Source organism: Bacillus thermozeamaize (assembly GCA_002159075.1).
Classification (GTDB): Bacteria; Bacillota; Bacilli; order ZCTH02-B2; family ZCTH02-B2; genus Bacillus_BB; species Bacillus_BB thermozeamaize.
On the sequence record LZRT01000067.1, the window covers coordinates 69,329 to 87,342 of the forward strand.

Annotated in this window: 31 protein-coding genes; all 31 read right to left on the minus strand. The window is 54.9% G+C overall.

Features of this window, described 5'->3' with window-relative positions:
• Positions 1-11 precede the first annotated feature (11 nt).
• The 31 genes from BAA01_11075 to BAA01_11225 all read right to left on the minus strand — a co-directional run bounded on the left by BAA01_11075 (position 12) and on the right by BAA01_11225 (position 17,813).
• A complete protein-coding gene (locus BAA01_11075) occupies positions 12-230 on the minus strand; it encodes a translation initiation factor IF-1 (protein ID OUM88005.1) in 219 nt (72 codons plus the stop codon).
• Positions 223-567, minus strand: a complete 345-nt coding sequence (locus BAA01_11080) for a hypothetical protein (GenBank protein ID OUM87967.1) — start codon at positions 565-567, stop codon at positions 223-225. The genes BAA01_11075 and BAA01_11080 overlap by 8 nt, the downstream gene beginning before the upstream one ends.
• A gap of 45 nt (positions 568-612) precedes the next feature.
• The gene (locus BAA01_11085; protein ID OUM87968.1) at positions 613-1,359 is read right to left on the minus strand and encodes a type I methionyl aminopeptidase; all 747 of its coding nucleotides are present in this window, start codon (positions 1,357-1,359) and stop codon (positions 613-615) included.
• Complete coding sequence (locus BAA01_11090; GenBank protein ID OUM87969.1) at positions 1,356-2,009, minus strand: adenylate kinase; 654 nt, start codon at positions 2,007-2,009, stop codon at positions 1,356-1,358. The genes BAA01_11085 and BAA01_11090 overlap by 4 nt, the downstream gene beginning before the upstream one ends.
• A gap of 21 nt (positions 2,010-2,030) precedes the next feature.
• Entirely contained in the window at positions 2,031-3,317 is a 1,287-nt protein-coding gene (locus tag BAA01_11095; protein OUM87970.1) for a preprotein translocase subunit SecY, read from the minus strand.
• On the minus strand, positions 3,317-3,757 hold the full coding sequence (locus BAA01_11100) for a 50S ribosomal protein L15 (protein OUM87971.1): 441 nt from the start codon (positions 3,755-3,757) through the stop codon (positions 3,317-3,319). Before BAA01_11100 ends, BAA01_11095 begins: the two co-directional genes overlap by 1 nt.
• A 31-nt stretch (positions 3,758-3,788) precedes the next feature.
• The gene (locus BAA01_11105) at positions 3,789-3,977 is read right to left on the minus strand and encodes a 50S ribosomal protein L30 (GenBank protein ID OUM87972.1); all 189 of its coding nucleotides are present in this window, start codon (positions 3,975-3,977) and stop codon (positions 3,789-3,791) included.
• An 84-nt stretch (positions 3,978-4,061) separates the two neighbouring features.
• Positions 4,062-4,559, minus strand: a complete 498-nt coding sequence (locus tag BAA01_11110) for a 30S ribosomal protein S5 (protein ID OUM87973.1) — start codon at positions 4,557-4,559, stop codon at positions 4,062-4,064.
• 25 nt (positions 4,560-4,584) lie between these two features.
• Entirely contained in the window at positions 4,585-4,959 is a 375-nt protein-coding gene (locus BAA01_11115; GenBank protein OUM87974.1) for a 50S ribosomal protein L18, read from the minus strand.
• A 29-nt stretch (positions 4,960-4,988) separates the two neighbouring features.
• Positions 4,989-5,528, minus strand: a complete 540-nt coding sequence (locus BAA01_11120) for a 50S ribosomal protein L6 (protein OUM87975.1) — start codon at positions 5,526-5,528, stop codon at positions 4,989-4,991.
• Between the two features lie 28 nt (positions 5,529-5,556).
• Positions 5,557-5,955, minus strand: a complete 399-nt coding sequence (locus BAA01_11125; protein ID OUM87976.1) for a 30S ribosomal protein S8 — start codon at positions 5,953-5,955, stop codon at positions 5,557-5,559.
• Between the two features lie 28 nt (positions 5,956-5,983).
• A complete protein-coding gene (rpsN, locus tag BAA01_11130; protein ID OUM87977.1) occupies positions 5,984-6,169 on the minus strand; it encodes a 30S ribosomal protein S14 in 186 nt (61 codons plus the stop codon).
• Positions 6,170-6,217: 48 nt separating this feature from the next.
• Complete coding sequence (locus BAA01_11135; protein OUM87978.1) at positions 6,218-6,760, minus strand: 50S ribosomal protein L5; 543 nt, start codon at positions 6,758-6,760, stop codon at positions 6,218-6,220.
• 33 nt (positions 6,761-6,793) lie between these two features.
• Positions 6,794-7,108, minus strand: a complete 315-nt coding sequence (locus tag BAA01_11140) for a 50S ribosomal protein L24 (protein ID OUM87979.1) — start codon at positions 7,106-7,108, stop codon at positions 6,794-6,796.
• A gap of 29 nt (positions 7,109-7,137) precedes the next feature.
• A complete protein-coding gene (locus tag BAA01_11145) occupies positions 7,138-7,506 on the minus strand; it encodes a 50S ribosomal protein L14 (GenBank protein OUM87980.1) in 369 nt (122 codons plus the stop codon).
• A gap of 82 nt (positions 7,507-7,588) precedes the next feature.
• On the minus strand, positions 7,589-7,876 hold the full coding sequence (locus BAA01_11150; protein ID OUM87981.1) for a 30S ribosomal protein S17: 288 nt from the start codon (positions 7,874-7,876) through the stop codon (positions 7,589-7,591).
• A complete protein-coding gene (locus BAA01_11155; GenBank protein OUM87982.1) occupies positions 7,876-8,073 on the minus strand; it encodes a 50S ribosomal protein L29 in 198 nt (65 codons plus the stop codon). The genes BAA01_11150 and BAA01_11155 overlap by 1 nt, the downstream gene beginning before the upstream one ends.
• Positions 8,063-8,497, minus strand: coding sequence for a 50S ribosomal protein L16 (locus BAA01_11160; protein ID OUM87983.1), 435 nt, complete (start codon positions 8,495-8,497; stop codon positions 8,063-8,065). The genes BAA01_11155 and BAA01_11160 overlap by 11 nt, the downstream gene beginning before the upstream one ends.
• Before the next feature lie 31 nt (positions 8,498-8,528).
• A complete protein-coding gene (locus BAA01_11165; protein OUM87984.1) occupies positions 8,529-9,194 on the minus strand; it encodes a 30S ribosomal protein S3 in 666 nt (221 codons plus the stop codon).
• A 3-nt stretch (positions 9,195-9,197) separates the two neighbouring features.
• Positions 9,198-9,581: a 50S ribosomal protein L22 gene (locus tag BAA01_11170; protein ID OUM87985.1), complete on the minus strand. Its 384-nt coding sequence runs from the start codon at positions 9,579-9,581 to the stop codon at positions 9,198-9,200.
• A 32-nt stretch (positions 9,582-9,613) separates the two neighbouring features.
• Positions 9,614-9,895 carry a 30S ribosomal protein S19 gene (locus BAA01_11175; GenBank protein ID OUM87986.1) on the minus strand — a complete coding sequence of 94 codons (282 nt, stop codon included), beginning with the start codon at positions 9,893-9,895 and terminating at the stop codon, positions 9,614-9,616.
• Between the two features lie 60 nt (positions 9,896-9,955).
• Positions 9,956-10,786, minus strand: coding sequence for a 50S ribosomal protein L2 (locus BAA01_11180; GenBank protein OUM87987.1), 831 nt, complete (start codon positions 10,784-10,786; stop codon positions 9,956-9,958).
• 29 nt (positions 10,787-10,815) lie between these two features.
• A complete protein-coding gene (locus BAA01_11185) occupies positions 10,816-11,103 on the minus strand; it encodes a 50S ribosomal protein L23 (GenBank protein ID OUM87988.1) in 288 nt (95 codons plus the stop codon).
• Entirely contained in the window at positions 11,100-11,726 is a 627-nt protein-coding gene (locus BAA01_11190) for a 50S ribosomal protein L4 (protein OUM87989.1), read from the minus strand. The genes BAA01_11185 and BAA01_11190 overlap by 4 nt, the downstream gene beginning before the upstream one ends.
• A gap of 24 nt (positions 11,727-11,750) precedes the next feature.
• Entirely contained in the window at positions 11,751-12,401 is a 651-nt protein-coding gene (locus BAA01_11195) for a 50S ribosomal protein L3 (protein ID OUM87990.1), read from the minus strand.
• 31 nt (positions 12,402-12,432) lie between these two features.
• Positions 12,433-12,741, minus strand: a complete 309-nt coding sequence (locus BAA01_11200; GenBank protein OUM87991.1) for a 30S ribosomal protein S10 — start codon at positions 12,739-12,741, stop codon at positions 12,433-12,435.
• A 258-nt stretch (positions 12,742-12,999) separates the two neighbouring features.
• A complete protein-coding gene (locus BAA01_11205) occupies positions 13,000-14,190 on the minus strand; it encodes a translation elongation factor Tu (protein OUM87992.1) in 1,191 nt (396 codons plus the stop codon).
• Positions 14,191-14,364: 174 nt separating this feature from the next.
• Positions 14,365-16,440, minus strand: a complete 2,076-nt coding sequence (locus tag BAA01_11210) for a translation elongation factor G (protein OUM87993.1) — start codon at positions 16,438-16,440, stop codon at positions 14,365-14,367.
• Positions 16,441-16,488: 48 nt separating this feature from the next.
• The gene (locus BAA01_11215; protein OUM87994.1) at positions 16,489-16,959 is read right to left on the minus strand and encodes a 30S ribosomal protein S7; all 471 of its coding nucleotides are present in this window, start codon (positions 16,957-16,959) and stop codon (positions 16,489-16,491) included.
• A gap of 24 nt (positions 16,960-16,983) precedes the next feature.
• Positions 16,984-17,403: a 30S ribosomal protein S12 gene (locus BAA01_11220; GenBank protein OUM87995.1), complete on the minus strand. Its 420-nt coding sequence runs from the start codon at positions 17,401-17,403 to the stop codon at positions 16,984-16,986.
• 161 nt (positions 17,404-17,564) lie between these two features.
• The gene (locus tag BAA01_11225) at positions 17,565-17,813 is read right to left on the minus strand and encodes a ribosomal protein L7Ae-like protein (protein OUM87996.1); all 249 of its coding nucleotides are present in this window, start codon (positions 17,811-17,813) and stop codon (positions 17,565-17,567) included.
• Positions 17,814-18,014: the final 201 nt, after the last annotated feature.

The window sequence follows — 18,014 nt, forward strand, 5'->3', positions numbered from 1 at the left end:
AGGTTCCCTCCTCACTTGTACCGGTACGTGATACGGCCTCTGGTGAGATCATAAGGGGAAAGTTCAACAGTCACCCGATCACCGGGGAGAATCCGGATGTAGTGCATGCGAATCTTGCCCGATACATGCGCCAGCACCTTGTGGCCGTTCTCCAACTCGACGCGAAACATCGCGTTCGGCAGAGGTTCGATGACCGTTCCTTCCACTTCAATGACATCCTCTTTAGCCAGAAGAATCCTCTCCTTTCCTTGTTGATTCAGCGTTTTCCTCTTGTCCTTCACCCTCATAATATGAAATGAACTTCTGAATCGCAAACCGCAACTTGCTGTTGGGCACCCGTCCCGTCTCTTCCAAGCTGCGGATCACCTCCGCGGAAAAGTACGGCATCGGGCGAATGTGACGGATGTTTTTCTTTTTCGGCTTGTCAAAGCGCCGTTTGTTTCCGTCAGCAATCCAGACAAAGCGTTCATCCTCCACGCGGATGACCAGGGCAAACGTTCCCGCATCTCTTCCTTGGGTCACAAGGACGACTTGGCCTGGTTTCGGCATCTCAATCTCTTTTGACATGGGCGATTCTCCTGATAGGTGGTTTTCGATTGACTGGGAAGGTTTTCAGGCGATCGTCAGGATCTCATGACCGGTGTCCGTAATGGCAATGGTGTGCTCAAAGTGGGCGCAACGCGAACCATCCACGGTGACAACGGTCCAATTGTCATGGAGGGTTTTTACAAAACGTTGTCCGGCATTGACCATCGGTTCAATCGCCAAAACCATTCCCGGTTTCAGGCGTGGTCCGGTGTTGGGCGGGCCATAGTTGGGAATCTGCGGGTCTTCATGCAGACTCCGCCCGATTCCATGGCCGACGTATTCCCGTACAATCGAAAAACCTGCTGCTTCCACCGTGACTTGAATCGCGTGTGAGATGTCTGACAACCGATTGTTCGGCTTGGCCTGTTTCAAGCCTTCATACAAGGCCTGTTCGGTCACTTCCAGCAATCGTCGATCCTCATCGGAAATAACCCCAACAGGATAGGTCCACGCTGAATCTGCATGGTATCCGTCAACTTCGGCGCCGATATCCAGGGTGACAATATCCCCCTCCTGCAAAAGGCGTGAACCCGGAATGCCATGCACCAGTTCTTCGTTGACAGATACACAGATACTTCCCGGAAAACCCCGGTATCCTTTAAAGGAGGGTCTGGCATGGTGCGAGCGGATAAACGCCTCGGCAATCGCATCCAGTTCCTTGGTCGTCACGCCGGGACGGATCGCCTTGGCCACCTCCGCCGCTGTCAATGCCACGATACGGCCAGCTTCCCGTATCGTTTCGATTTCTTCTTTTGACTTGAGGATGATCACTGCGCTTCGCTCCCTAACAGGTTCATGATCTGACGGGTGACGGCCGAAATCTCCTGTTCCCCATCCACGATCCGGAGCAATCCTCGTTCTTCATAAAACGCCAAGATCGGTTCCATCTGGGCGAGATTGACTTCCAAACGAGTAGCCACGGTTTCCGGTGCATCATCCTGCCGCTGGTAGAGCTCTCCCCCACACCGGTCACAGATTCCCTCCTGCTTGGGAGGGTGAAATGCCACATGGTAGGTCGCGCCGCATTGCCGGCAGACCCGCCGTCCTGTCAGCCGTTCCAGCAAGATTTCTTTTCTGACCTGAATCATCAACACATGATCCAGTTTACGCCCAAGGCTTTGCAGTGTTTCATCCAACGCCTTGGCCTGCTCGACCGTCCGCGGAAAACCGTCCAGCAAAAAACCTGGCCTGCAATCCTCTTTCATCAAACGTTCCCGGACGATGCCGATCGTCACTTCATCAGGCACCAGTTTTCCCGCATCCATATAGGCCTTGGCCTCTTTCCCCAGTTCAGTCCCTTCGGCCACCGCCTGGCGAAACATGTCGCCCGTCGAAATGTGTGGAACGCCGTATTGGCTGACGATCACCTCTGCCTGTGTCCCTTTCCCTGCCCCCGGCAATCCCATCAACACGATCTCCATCCGTCATCCCTCCAACCCGGGTTACTTAATGAACCCTTTGTAGTGGCGTTTGACCAATTGGCTGTCGATTTGCTTCATCGTATCCAATGCCACACCGACCACGATCAGGAGCGAAGTGCCGCCCAGCTGCACGGTTTGCGGCAGGTTGGTCACCGCCGTGAAAAACACGGGGAGGATGGCAACCGCCGCCAGAAACAGCGCACCTGTCAACGTGATCCGGTTCAGCACGCCCATCACGTATGCCTCCGTGGCCTTACCGGGACGCACGCCCGGGATATAGCCGCCGTTTTTCTTCAGGTTTTCCGCCAGCTGCGACGGGTTGATCTGGACAAAGGTGTAGAAGTAGGTAAAGCCGATGATCAACAGGACATACAAAAACATCCCCAAGGGCCTGTTGTAATTGAAATGTTCGATGATCCAGTCAGCTACCGCATGGCCTTGCCAGAAGCTGGCAATGGTGGAGGGAAAGATCAGCAATGCCATCGCAAAGATCACCGGAATCACGCCGGCGGCATTGACACGAATCGGCAGATGCGTCATCTGGCCGCCATACATCCGGCGCCCCACCACGCGCTTGGCGTATTGCACGGGAATCCGCCGGATCCCCTGTTGGACGAAAATGACGCCAACGATGATGGCGATGACTACCAGAAGAATGGCCAAGACCTTCACCAGGTTCAGGAACCATTGATCAGACGCGCCGAAAAACTCGGAAGCGTAAATCGCTCTGGCCGCATTCGGGAGTCCGGCCACAATCCCGCCAAAAATGATGATCGAAATCCCGTTTCCGATCCCTTTTTCGTTGATTTGCTCACCCATCCACATCAAAAGGGCCGTTCCTGCTGTCAAGGTCAGGACGATCAGCAGGTAGGTGCCAAACCCGGGATTTTCGACCAGCCCCGGAAAGACGCGGTTGAATCCGATCGTCATTCCAAAGGCCTGAATGAGTCCAAGGACGATCGTAAAATACCGGGTAAACTGGGCCAATTTCCGCCGGCCCTCCTGGCCTTGCTTGGCCCATTCGGCGAACTTGGGCACGACATCCATCGCCAGCAGTTGAACGATAATCGAAGCGGTAATGTAGGGGTAAACCCCCATCGCGAAGATGGAGAAGTTCTCCAGCGCCCCGCCGCCAAACACGTTCAGGAAGCCAAAGATGTTGTTGGATTCAAAGTTCAGCAAATCGACGTTGATGTTGGGGGCAGGAATAAAGCAGCCAATCCGGAAAACGACCAGGATCATGAGCGTATAGAAAATCCGCCGCCGCAAGTCGGAGATGCGAAAAATGTTCGAGAGGGTCTCAAACATCAGATCACCTCAGTTTTTCCGCCTGCAGCTTCAATCTTCTGGACCGCTGTACGGGTAAATTTATGCACTTTCACGGTCAGGGGGACGTTCAGCTCTCCGTTGCCGAGGATCTTCACACCATCCTTGATCTGCTTGATCAGCCCGCTTTCTTTCAGCAATTCCGGAGTAACGACGGTACCTTGCTCAAATCGGTTCAGCTCTTCCACTTTGACGGTTGCATACTCTTTTTTATGCGGATTGGTAAAGCCTCGCTTCGGAATACGGCGAATCAGCGGGTTTTGGCCACCTTCAAAACCGGGTCTCGTGCCGCCGCCGGAACGCGCCTTTTGCCCTTTTTGCCCTCGCCCTGAGGTTTTCCCGTGTCCGGAGCTCGTTCCTCTTCCGACGCGCTTGCGCGGCGTGCGCGAACCAGGAGCAGGCTGTAGTTCATGTAATTTCACGCATGACACCTCCTCGTCTGTCCCGTATGGATTACTCTTCGATCTCCTTAACTTCCACCATATGCTTGACCTTGTCGATCATGCCGCGAATGGCCGGATTGTCCGGATGGATCACAACCTGGTTGATTTTCCGCAAGCCTAAAGCCGCGGTCGTGGCCCGCTGTTTCGGCGTCCGGCCGATTAAGCTGCGCTTGAGCGTAATTTGCAGTTTTTTCGCCATCTACACCCCTCCTTCAACGCAGCAAACATCCTTGCATCCACTGTTTCAGACGCAGATTTTCAGTGGCTCGGTTTTGGACTGTTTTCAGCTGAACAGTTCCTTGACCGTTTTGCCGCGCAATTTGGCCACTTCTTCCGCGCGTTTCATCCGCCGCAGGCCATCCAGCGTCGCATTGACCATGTTGATGGCATTGTTGGAACCGAGAGACTTGGTCAGGACATCCTTGACGCCGGCCAGTTCCAGCACAGCCCGCACCGGTCCCCCCGCGATCACGCCCGTACCTTCTGCGGCCGGTTTGATCAGCACCTTCCCGGCGCCAAAATGACCGATAATGTCATGCGGCAGGGTGGTTCCCACGAGAGGAACCTGAATCAGGTTCTTTTTCGCATCTTCCACGCCCTTGCGAATGGCGTCCGGAACTTCCGCCGCTTTCCCCAGGCCTGCCCCCACGATGCCGTTGCGGTTGCCGACAACAACCAGAGCGCTGAAGCTAAAGCGACGGCCACCTTTGACCACTTTGGCCACCCGGTTCACTTGAACCACGATCTCTTCTAGTTCATAAGCATTGGGGTCGATCTTCACGCATGTCCCTCCTTCAATTCACGATTTAAAATTCCAGTCCGGCCTCTCTTGCGGCCTCAGCCAGGGCTTGGACCCGTCCGTGATAGGGGTATCCGCCACGGTCAAACACGACCTTCTTGTACCCTTTTTCAATCGCCAGTTTCGCGATCCGTTCCCCGACCAGCCTGGCTGCCTCTTTATTTCCGGTTCCGGTGCTGGAAAGTTGTTCACGAAGGTGCGGATCCAGTGTCGATGAGGCCACCAGCGTCCGTCCCGCGACATCATCAATCAGTTGTGCGTAAATGTGCTTTGCGGAGCGAAATACATTCAGGCGCGGACGTTCCGGCGTCCCGGACACTTTTTTGCGCACTCTCAGATGTCTGCGCTTGCGCAGTTTGTTTCTTGGTTCCTTCGCGATCATCGGTCATCACTCCTTCCTGCTAGCCCCGATTACTTCTTGCCAGTTTTCCCTTCCTTGCGGCGAATCCGCTCATTTTCATACCGAATGCCTTTCCCCTTGTAAGGCTCCGGCTTGCGGATTTCACGGATTTTGGCGGCCATGGCGCCAACCCGTTCCTTGTCGATTCCCCTGACGATCAGCTTGGTGTTCTCCGGCACCTCAAATTCGATCCCCTGTTCCGGTTCCACTTCGACCGGATGCGAGAAACCGACGTTGAGGACGACCTTGTTGCCGGACTTGCTGGCCCGATATCCGACTCCCACCAGTTCGAGGCGCTTTTCAAAACCGTTGGTCACACCCTCCACCATGTTGGCGATGACGCTGCGTGTCGTTCCGTGCAACGCGCGGTGTTCCTTTTTATCGGAAGGCCGTTCGACCACGATCTGGTTGTTTTCAATCGTCACCTTCATGGAAGGGTGCAACTGCCGCGTCAGTTCTCCTTTGGGCCCCTTCACAGATATTTCGTGTCCGTTCAGTTTCACTTCCACGCCAGCGGGAATGTCAATCGGTTTTCTCCCAATCCGAGACATGTCTACACCTCCTTGCCATGGACTTTCATTACCAGATGTAACAGATCACTTCTCCGCCGATACCGGCTCGGCGCGCTTGTTTGTCCGTCATCACGCCCTGCGAGGTGGAGATGATGGCAATTCCCAATCCCCTGAGGACCCGGGGCAATTCTTCATGTTTGGCGTATACGCGCAAGCCAGGTTTGCTGATCCGCTTCAGCCCTGTGATGACCGGCTCATTGTTTGGACCGTACTTCAGGAAAATGCGGATGATGCCCTGCTTGCCATCGTCAATAAACTCCGCATCCTTGATAAACCCTTCTTCTTTGAGAATCTCGGCAATTCGGCGTTTCATTTTGGATGCGGGAATTTCCACTTTTTCATGACGAACCAGTACCGCGTTGCGAATGCGCGTCAGCATATCGGCAATCGGATCGGTCATCGACATTCAAACCCCTCCTTTCACAAACTGACCACTACCAACTGGCTTTTTTGACGCCGGGAATCTGTCCTTTGTACGCCAATTCGCGGAAGCAGATTCGGCACAGCTTGAACTTGCGCAGGACGGCATGCGGTCTTCCGCAGCGTTCACAGCGGGTATATTCGCGAACCTTGAATTTTTGCTTGCGCTTTTGTTTGACAATCATCGATTTTTTGGCCACGCTGTTCCACCCTCCTTTACGGCTGCTGTTGTTCTGCCGGTGCGCTGATTAGCGGGCAAAAGGCATTCCCATTTCCGCCAGCAACTCCCGCGCCTCTTCATCCGTCTCGGCCGTGGTGACGATGACCACGTCCATGCCGCGCACTTTATCGATCTTGTCGTAATCAATTTCCGGAAAGATCAACTGTTCCCGCAAGCCAAGCGTGTAATTTCCGCGCCCGTCAAACGACTTGTCGGGCACTCCCCGGAAGTCCCGCACCCGCGGCAGGGCAATGTTGAACAGTTTGTCGAGAAAATAGTACATCCGATCGCCGCGCAAGGTGACTTTGACCCCAATGGGCATCCCCTTGCGGATCTTGAATCCGGCAATCGATTTTTTCGCATGGGTGACAACCGGTTTTTGGCCTGTGATGGCCTTCAGATCCTCGACCGCACTGTCAATCGCCTTGGCATTGGTGGCACCTTCGCCAACCCCCATGTTGATCACCACTTTCTCGATCTTGGGGGCTTGCATGACGGATTTGTAGTTGAATTTTTTCATCAGGCTTGGAACGACTTCATTTCTGTATTTCTCCTTCAGCCTTGGTGCCATTGTCACTTCCCCCTTTCTTCGCCTGATACCGGCTTATTTGTCCAATGGTTCACCGGATTTTTTTGCGATACGCACCTTTTTGCCGTCCGGCATCACTTTATATCCCACGCGAGTCGGTTCTCCCGTTTTCGGATCCAAAGGCATGACATTGGATACGTGAATGGGCGCCTCCTGCTGGATGATCCCGCCCTGCGGGTTGGCCTGGGATGGTTTGGCGTGCTTCTTGACGAGATTGACCCCTTCAACCAGCACACGCTGCTTTTTCGGATATGCTTTCAGAATTCGGCCGACCTTTCCTTTGTCCTTACCGGCGATCACCTTGACCGTGTCTCCTGCCTTCACGTGCATCAGCCACACCTCCTCCGCTGATTAGAGCGTTAGATTACTTCCGGAGCCAGCGAAATGATCTTCATGAAATTCCGATCCCGCAATTCACGGGCAACCGGCCCGAAAATCCGCGTCCCACGCGGACTCTTGTCATCCCGGATAATGACAGCGGCATTTTCGTCAAAACGGATATACGAACCGTCGGGACGCCTGGCGCCGCGCACCGAGCGAACGACAACTGCCTTCACAACGTCCCCCTTCTTGACAACCCCCCCGGGCGTTGCATCCTTGACGGAACAAACGATCACGTCGCCGATGTTGGCATACTTCTTCCCGGAGGCCCCGATCACGCGAATGCACATGAGTTCCTTGGCACCCGTGTTGTCGGCCACTTTGAGCCGGGATTGCGGCTGTATCATGAAAGTCCCTCCTTTGCACTCAACTGCACTCAGCCTTTACAGACAAACCGCACCACGGAATCTGCGAAATCCTGCATGTCCGTCAGATGGTGACCGATTTTTCGATGATCTCAACAAGGCGCCAGCGCTTGTGCCTGGACAACGGGCGCGTTTCCATAATCCGTACCAAATCGCCCTGCTTGGCTTGGTTGTTTTCGTCGTGCGCCTTGTATTTTTTGGTGTACTTGATGCGCTTTTTGTACAACGGGTGGCGCTTGTAGGTTTCGACGCTCACGACAATGGTTTTGTCCATCTTGTCACTGACCACCCGTCCGATCAATTCTTTACGACGGTTACGCTCTTCAGCCACCTGATTTCCTCCTTTCGCCATCAGCGAATCCCTAACTCCCTTTCGCGGAGTATGGTTTTGGCACGTGCAATGTCTTTTCTCACTTGACGCAAGCGGGCAGGATTGTCCAGTTGTCCGGTTGCCAGTTGGAAGCGAAGGTTGAACAGCTCCTCCTTCAGCTTCTTTACCTGTTGCTCCAGCTCACTGGTGGCCATGTTCCTGAATTCATTAGCTTTCATCTGCCTCACCACCCATTTCACTGCGTTTGACAAACCTGGTTTTGATCGGCAGTTTATGGGATGCCAGGCGCATTGCCTCCCGCGCCACTTCTTCGCGAACACCCGCAATCTCAAACAGGATCTTCCCCGGCTTGACAACGGCGACCCAGTGTTCGGGCGATCCCTTGCCGCTTCCCATCCTCACTTCAAGCGGCTTTGCCGTGACTGGTTTGGATGGAAAGATCTTGATCCACACCTTTCCGCCCCGGCGCATATAACGCGTCATCGCAACCCGCGCGGCTTCGATCTGACGGTTGGTGATCCAGGCGGGCTCCAGAGCCTGCAAACCGTATTCGCCGAATGCCACCTCTGTGCCACCTTTGGCTTTCCCTTTCATCCGGCCGCGTTGTTCCTTGCGGTATTTCACCTTTTTGGGCATTAACATCTGGTTGACCCCCTTCCCCGTTCTTTAGCTTTCAGCTTTTGCTTTCTGTTTCAACCCGTTGCCGGTTTCGTTCCGGAAGAATTTCACCTTTATAAATCCACACTTTGACGCCGATGCGGCCATAGGTGGTATGTGCCTCAGCGGTTCCGTAATCAATGTCGGCCCGCAGGGTGTGCAAGGGCACCGTTCCTTCACTGTATCCCTCGCTGCGCGCGATCTCCGCGCCGCCCAGACGGCCGCTCACAGTGGTCCGGACTCCTTTGGCGCCTGCGCGCAAGGCACGTTGAATGGCTTGCTTCATTGCCCTACGGAATGAGATCCGGCGTTCCAGCTGCTGCGCAATGGACTCTGCCACCAACGTTGCATCCAGCTCAGGTTGCTTCACTTCCTGAATGTTGATGTGCACCTGCTTGTTCGTCATTTTGGTCAGAGCCTGCCGCAGGTTCTCCACTTCGGAGCCGCCTTTTCCGATCACCATACCCGGTTTGGCCGTATGAATGGTTACATTGACACGGTTGGCTGCCCGTTCGATCTCGATTTTGGAGATGCCGGCTTCATACAGGCGCTTTTTCAAGTAATCGCGAATTTTGATGTCTTCATGCAACAGGGTGGCATAATCCTTGTCCGCATACCATTTCGATTCCCAGTCGCGGATGATTCCAAGGCGCAATCCATTTGGATTTACCTTCTGACCCAAAAGTTATCCCTCCTTTTTCTCACTGACGACGACGGTAATGTGGCTGGTCCGCTTGTTGATCCGGCTGGCACGTCCCATGGCGCGCGGTCTGTACCGTTTCAATGTCGGGCCTTCGTCGACATAAATTTTGGAGATGTACAGGTTATTGGGATTCATGTTGTAATTATGGGCCGCATTGGCAACAGCAGAATTCAGCACCTTTTCCACTACGGGAGACGCCGCCTTCGGCGTATGGCGAAGGATCGCCAGGGCTTCCGCCACATGTTTCCCCCGGATCAGGTCGACCACCAAGCGGACTTTGCGCGGCGCGATCCGTACATATCTAGCGATGGCCCTTGCTTCCGACACGCCTTCTTTTTCAACCTTTTCTTCTACCTTTTCTGCCATCTACGAGCGACCTCCTTTCGCTGTGTTTCAAATTAGCGTTTTCCGGTTTTCCGATCGTCGCCGGCGTGCCCGCGAAACGTCCTTGTCGGCACAAACTCGCCCAGCTTGTGCCCCACCATATCCTCGGTGACGTAGACTGGCACATGCTTGCGGCCGTCATGCACCGCAAAGGTATGGCCGACAAATTCCGGAAAAATCGTCGAACGGCGCGACCAGGTTTTGATGACCCGCTTTTCGTTCTTGCTGTTTAACTCCTGCACCTTTTTCATCAGGTGTTCATCCACAAAAGGGCCTTTTTTCAGACTGCGTCCCATGCCAATACCTCCCCTCGTTCATCGTCTCTAAGTTGGATCCGCACCTGTCTTCAGGCGCTCTTATTTGGTGCGACGACGGATGATGTATTTATCCGATGGCTTGTTTTTCTTCCGCGTTTTGTATCCCAGCGTCGGTTTGCCCCAAGGCGTGACCGGGTGCTTGCGTCCAATCGGCGCCTTTCCTTCGCCACCGCCGTGCGGGTGATCGCTGGGGTTCATCACCGAACCGCGAACCGTCGGCCGAATGCCCAGCCAGCGCGCGCGTCCTGCCTTCCCGATGCGGATATTCTCGTGATCCACGTTGCCTACCTGCCCGATGGTGGCCCGGCAGTCACCGTGAATGTAACGCATTTCTCCCGACTTCAGGCGCACGATGACCATGTTGCCTTCCTTGCCCAACAGTTGCGCTTCCGCACCTGCCGCGCGAATCAACTGGCCGCCCTTGCCTGGCCTCAATTCAATGTTGTGAATGATGGTTCCAACCGGAATGTGCTTCATGGGCAGGGCATTGCCAACCTTGATATCCGCATCCGGCCCGGACATGATCGTGTCGCCCACCTTCAGCCCGACCGGCGCCAGGATGTACCGTTTTTCACCGTCTGCGTAATGAATCAAGGCGATGTTGGCCGTCCGGTTTGGGTCGTACTCAATGGTGGCAACGCGTCCGGGTATGCCATCCTTGTTGCGTTTGAAATCAATAATCCGGTACTTCCGCTTATGCCCACCGCCCTGATGGCGAACCGTGATTTTCCCCTGGTTGTTGCGTCCCGCCTTTTTCGGCAGCGGCTCCAGGAGGCTTTTTTCCGGCTTGTCGGTCGTGATCTCTTCAAAGGCAGAAACCGACATGTTCCGCCGGCCAGGCGAGGTGGGTTTGTATTTTTTGATGGCCATGCGATTCCCTCCTCGTGATTTGCCTTGCGTTAGACCTCGAACATTTCGATCTTCTTGCTGTCAGGTGCCAGTGTGACAATCGCTTTTTTCCACTCTTTTGTGTATCCGCTGTACCGTCCATAGCGCTTCGGCTTGCGCGGCACGATAGCCGTATTCACCTTGGCCACCTTGACGCCAAAAATCGCTTCGATGGCCTGTTTAATCTCGGTCTTGTTGGCCTTTTTATCCACTTCAAAGACGTACTTGTTCATCTCTTGCAAATCCGTGCTCCGCTCCGTGATCACAGGACGAATGATAATGTCGTACGGCGTCTTCATCCTCCCAGCACCTCCCCTACTTTAACCGCAGCCTCCTTGGTCAGGATGAGCTGGTCGTGATGCAGTACGTCCAGAACATTGATCCCATCGATGCCCACCACTTTGACACCGGGGATGTTCCGCGCTGAAAGGATCAGGTTTTCGTCCGGATTCTCGCTGACAAACAGCGCCTTTTTGTCCAGGTTCAGGTTTTTCAGCACGTTGACCATGTCCTTGGTGCGCGGACGCTCCATTTTCAGCTCTTCCAGGACAAGACACTGGTTATCCCGAACCTTGGCCGACAGCGCCGACTTGATCGCAAGGCGCCGCACCTTTTTCGGCAGTTTGATGGCGTAACTGCGCGGTGTCGGCCCAAATACGGTGCCGCCGCCTACCCAAATCGGCGAGCGAATGCTGCCATGGCGAGCACGGCCGGTACCCTTTTGCCGCCACGGTTTTTTGCCTCCGCCACGGACGCGAGCGCGGTTTTTCGTGGCATGGGTTCCCAGGCGTCTGCCTGCCAGTTGCATGACGACTGCAGAATGCAGCACGTGTTCGTTGGGCTCGATGCCAAACACGTCATCCCGCAGTTCAAACTCGCCCACCTGCGTTCCATCCATTCTGTACAAAGCCACCTTCGCCATGTGGATCCCCCTTTCTCTCGAGCACTACGCTTTCGCTTGCTGTTTTTGCACCTGTTTGATGGCGCTTTTGATCGTGACATAGGATTTCCTGGTTCCGGGAACAGCGCCCTTGACCAGGATGAGATTTTTTTCCGGGATGACCTTGACCACTTCCAGGTTTTGAATCGTCACCCGATCGCCGCCCATGCGGCCCGGCAGGGGCATTCCTTTAAACACGCGGTTGGGTGCAATCGCTCCAAGCGAACCAGGGCCCCTGTGATACTTCGAACCGTGCGCCATCGGACCCCGTGACTGGTTGTGCCGCTTGATCGCACCGGCAAAACCTTTCCCCTTTGAAATCCCGGTGACGTCCACCAGTTCCCCTTCGGAAAAGATATCCACCTTGATCTCCTGTCCCAGCTCGTAACTGTCCAGGTCGACGTTTCTGATTTCGCGAATCACACGCTTCGGCGTCGTTCCCGCTTTGGCGGCATGACCTTTTTCCGGTTTGTTGGCCCGATGCTCCTTTTTGTCTTCAAACCCGATCTGAATGGCAACATATCCATCCTTTTCCGGCGTCTTTTTCTGCAAGACAACGCAAGGCCCCGCTTCGATCACGGTGACCGGAACCACGTTCCCATCCTCTGTGAAAACCTGGGTCATGCCCAGCTTTTTCCCCAAAATGCCTTTCATCATCTCGTCTCACCTCCATAACCAACATTGTTCTTTAGAGCTTGATCTCAATGTCGACGCCAGAAGGCAAATCCAAACGCATGAGTGCGTCTACCGTCTGCGGCGTCGGGCTGATGATGTCGATCAGCCGTTTGTGGGTACGCATCTCGAATTGCTCACGGGAATCTTTGTATTTGTGAACCGCCCGCAAAATCGTAATGACAGACCTTTCCGTCGGCAGTGGTATCGGCCCAGACACCTGTGCCCCTGAACGTCTGGCTGTATCCACGATTTTTTCCGCCGATTGATCCAGAATGCGGTGATCGTAAGCTTTCAAACGGATGCGGATTTTCTGTTTTGCCATGTCTGTCCCTCCTTTTCGCCCATTTTAAAAACGGACATACTCTGCGGAAATTTCCCTTGCCCATGACAATGCACCCGGGCGTGTCGGCAACCTCCCGCTTCATCGCGTCCCGTAGAGACCAACATTCAACATTATATCGGAAGAGATGGGTACACGCAAGAGAAGTTCCGGGACTTGCTCCAAGCTTGTACATGCAAAGAGCACCTGCAAGATGCAGGTGCTCATCGCCGCCGGCTTCCCGTTCATTCTGTTGATGTTTTAGGCTTCAATCTTGGTCACAACACCGGCTCCGACCGTCCGGCCGCCTTCACGAATCGCGAAGCGGGTTCCTTCTTCAATAGCGATGGGAGCAATCAGCTCAACGCTCAATGTGACGTTGTCCCCCGGCATCACCATTTCCGTGCCTTCCGGCAGTTTCACAACGCCGGTCACGTCAGTGGTACGGAAATAGAACTGCGGGCGATAGCCGTTAAAGAACGGGGTGTGACGGCCGCCTTCTTCTTTGGTCAGGACGTAAACTTCACCTTGGAACTTGGTGTGCGGCTTGATGCTGCCAGGCTTGACGATAACCTGTCCGCGCTCTACTTCCTTCCGGTCGATACCGCGCAGCAGCACGCCGATGTTGTCGCCGGCCTGCGCTTGGTCGAGGAGCTTGCGGAACATTTCCACACCGGTGACCACCGTCTTCTTGATTTCATCGGAGAGACCGACGATCTCCACTTCATCCGATACCTTGACAACACCGCGCTCCACGCGTCCGGTGGCCACGGTACCGCGACCGGTAATGGAGAACACGTCCTCGACAGGCATCATGAACGGCTTGTCGATTTCCCGCTGCGGCGTCGGGATGTATTCATCCACCGCTTTCATCAGCTCGATGATCTTCTCGCCCCACTCGCTGTCCGGATTTTCCAGAGCTTTCAGAGCGGAACCGCGGATCACCGGAATCTCGTCGCCCGGGAAGTCGTATTCGCTGAGCAGGTCGCGCACTTCCATCTCAACCAGTTCCAGCAACTCTTCGTCGTCCACCATGTCGCACTTGTTCAAGAAGACGACGATGTACGGCACGCCCACTTGGCGGGACAACAGAATATGTTCGCGGGTTTGCGGCATCGGGCCGTCTGCAGCGGACACGACGAGGATGGCACCGTCCATCTGGGCGGCGCCGGTGATCATGTTTTTCACGTAGTCGGCGTGTCCCGGACAGTCAACGTGTGCGTAGTGACGATTATCTGTTTCATATTCCACGTGGGATGTGGAGATGGTAATCCCGCGCTCACGCTCTTCCGGCGCCTTGTCGATTTGGTCGTAGGCAAACGCCTGCGCCTTGCCCTGACGCGCCAAAACGTGGGTGATTGCAGCCGTCAGCGTGGTTTTTCCATGGTCAACGTGTCCAATGGTTCCTACGTTGACGTGGGGTTTGGTGCGCTGGAATTTTTCTTTTGCCATGAATCGTTTCCTCCTTACTATTTAAAATGACTTTTTTTCATCGATTAGATGGATTGTTTGTGGCATATGATCATGGAGCCTTCATGCGGCCAACCCGCTCCCTGCCTCCTTCTGCCTGAAAATGTCGGACAAGGCGGCGGCGAATGGTTGACGCGCATGAGGCGGAAGTCTCTGTCAGGCACCTTTGTTCTTGGCAATGATCTCTTCAGCAATGCTCTTCGGCACTTCTTCGTAGTGGTCAAACTGCATCACATAGGTGCCACGGCCCTGCGTCTTGGAGCGAAGCGTCGTCGCGTAGCCAAACATTTCGGCTAGCGGCACGTAGGCGCGAATCACCTGCGCATTGCCGCGCGCCTCCATCCCTTCAATGCGGCCACGACGCGAATTGATGTCGCCCATGATGTCGCCCATGTACTCTTCTGGAACGGTCACTTCCACTTTCATCATCGGTTCCAGAAGGACGGGATCGCACTTGGCGGCTGCCGCCTTGAGCGCCATCGACGCAGCAATCTTGAAGGCCATTTCGGATGAGTCGACCTCGTGATAGGATCCATCCACCAACTTGGCTTTCAGGTCAATCACAGGATAGCCGGCAAGGATGCCGTTTTGCATCGCTTCTTCAATCCCCGCCTGAACGGCCGGCACATACTCTTTCGGAACCACACCGCCGACAATGTGGTTTTCAAACTGGAATCCTTGTCCACGTTCAAGCGGCTCAAACTCGATCCAGACATGCCCGTATTGTCCGCGTCCGCCAGACTGACGGATAAATTTGCCTTCCACCTTGGCCGGCTTGCGGATGGTTTCCTTGTAAGCCACCTGCGGCTTGCCCACGTTGGCTTCCACCTTGAACTCACGGTGCAAGCGATCCACGATCACCTCAAGGTGAAGCTCACCCATTCCTTCAATGATGGTCTGGCCCGTTTCCTCATCGGTATGGGTCCGGAAGGTGGGATCTTCTTCTGACAGCTTGGACAGCGCCAATCCCAGCTTATCCTGGTCCGCCTTCGTCTTCGGCTCGATGGCGACGGAGATCACAGGATCCGGAAATTCCATCGACTCGAGGATAATCGGCGCCTTTTCGTCACAAAGGGTATCTCCGGTGGTGGTATCCTTCAGGCCGACAGCCGCCGCAATATCCCCCGCATACACGGTCGGAATCTCCTCGCGGTGATTGGCGTGCATCTGCAGAATCCGGCCGATGCGTTCCCGTTTGCCCTTGGTGGAATTGAGGACGTACGTGCCGGAATTGAGCGTTCCCGAATAGACCCGGAAGTAGGTCAGCTTTCCGACGTACGGGTCGCTCATCAGTTTGAACGCCAAAGCCGCAAACGGCTCATTGTCGTCGGAATGCCGCTCGGCTTCCTCGCCGTCGGGGGTCACGCCCTTGACGTTGGCAATGTCCAACGGAGACGGCAAATATTCGACGATCGCATCGAGCAACAGCTGAACACCCTTGTTTTTATAGGAGGAACCGCACAGAACGGGGATCAGTTCGACGTTGATCGTGCCTTTCCGCAAGCCGCGCTTGATCTCTTCTTCCGTCAGCTCCTCGCCTTCCAGGTATTTCATCATCAATTCCTCGTCCAGCTCGGCGACGGCTTCCACCAGTTTGTTGCGGTATTCCTCCGCCTGGGACTGAAGCTCTGCCGGAATCTCGGTCACTTCGATTTCTTTCCCGAGATCATCCTTGTAGATGTATGCCTTCATCGCAATCAGGTCGACAATCCCGACAAAGGTATCTTCCGCACCGATGGGAAGCTGGATCGCGACCGGATTGGCCTGCAGGCGCGTGCGCAACGATTCCATCGCGCTGAAAAAGTCCGCGCCAATCGTGTCCATTTTATTCATGTAGGCAATCCGGGGCACATGGTATTTATCCGCCTGGCGCCAAACCGTTTCTGACTGGGGCTCCACGCCAGCCTTGGCGTCAAAAACAGCCACGGCACCGTCCAATACCCGCAGGGAGCGCTCCACCTCGACCGTAAAGTCCACGTGGCCAGGGGTGTCAATGATATTGATGCGATGACCTTTCCACTGGCAGGTGGTTGCTGCCGAAGTGATCGTGATCCCACGTTCCTGCTCCTGTTCCATCCAGTCCATGGTGGCAGCACCTTCGTGGGTTTCTCCGATCTTGTGCACCCGCCCGGTGTAGAAGAGGATGCGCTCGGTTGTGGTGGTTTTCCCGGCATCGATGTGCGCCATGATGCCGATATTCCTGGTGTTTTGCAAGGAGAATTCCCTTGCCACTTTCTATCTTCTCCTTTCGCTTCCGTATAGGGTATCGCGGAGCAAGCCTTACCAGCGATAATGGGCAAATGCTTTGTTGGCTTCCGCCATCTTGTGCGTGTCTTCTTTCTTCTTGACCGCAGCGCCGGTATTGTTGGCAGCGTCGATGATTTCCGCAGCCAGGCGTTCCTGCATCGTCTTCTCTCCCCGCAGCCGGGCGTATTGAACCAGCCAACGCAATCCCAAGGTCTGACGCCGTTCCGGCTTCACTTCAACAGGAACCTGATAGTTGGCTCCCCCTACGCGGCGCGCCCGAACTTCGAGAACTGGCATGACATTTTTCAGCGCTTGTTCCAGCACTTCCATCGGATCCTTGCCGGTACGCTGGCGAATCAGTTCAAAGGCCTCATATAAAATCCGTTGCGCGACGCTTTTCTTGCCGTCTTTCATGATGTGGTTGATCAGCCTGGCAACCAGCTTGCTGTTGTAGATCGGGTCTGGCATGACATCACGACGTGGTACCGGTCCCTTTCTCGGCATGCATCCGCCCTCCTTTCCCAGTGATTACTTCTTCTCCTTCGGCTTCTTGGTTCCGTATTTGGAGCGCCCTTGCATCCGGTTTTGCACACCCGCCGCGTCCAATGCGCCACGGACAATATGGTACCGCACGCCAGGCAGGTCCTTCACCCGTCCGCCGCGAACCAGAACCACGCTGTGTTCTTGCAGATTGTGGCCGATTCCAGGGATATAAGCGGTTACCTCAATGCCGTTGCTGAGGCGCACCCGCGCGTATTTCCGCAGAGCCGAGTTCGGCTTCTTCGGCGTCATCGTGCCCACACGGGTACAAACTCCCCGCTTTTGCGGCGAAGACAGATCCACGAGCACCTTCTTGAAGCTGTTGTAGCCCTTTTGTAGCGCGGGCGACTTGGATTTGACCACCTTGGCCTTGCGTCCTTTGCGAACCAGTTGATTCATTGTAGGCATTTCGTTCACCTCCCAAACCCATCTGCTTCTTTCCCGGCGGCTTGCCGTTCCATGCCAAGTCCACAGATCCAGGCGGTTCATCTAAACATTTTCAGGAAGCGCCATTCCAGGAAGCACAGAAAATCCAGGGTCTGCTGCGCCGGTGCGCCGCAACCCCTCTTTTACTCAATAATGGCCACTGTCGACGCGCCTACATCAATCCCGCATGCTTCCCCCAGTTTCCGCATGGAGTCGACATAGGTGATCGGAATCCCCGCTTCCTGGCTCAGTTGAATCACTTTCGCGACAACACGGTGTTCCGCATCGCGGGCAATCATCACTTCACGCGCCCGTCCCTGCTCGATCGCTTTGGTCGTCTGCTTCACGCCGACAACGAACTGACCCGCCTGTTTGATCTTTTCAAAAGACATGATCAGCCTCCAAAGCATGGCATCATCGCATACTTTGATAGTGTAGCATCAGGGGAAGGGGAGTGTCAACTACCCGCGATCACTCAGGTAAAATCTTACCGAAAGGATTGTGGATCGCTCACGTCAAAATCTTACTGAGGGGATGTGACGTGAGAATGTCTCTACAAAGCCGTCGCGAGTACTTACGCAAAATGCAGGAAC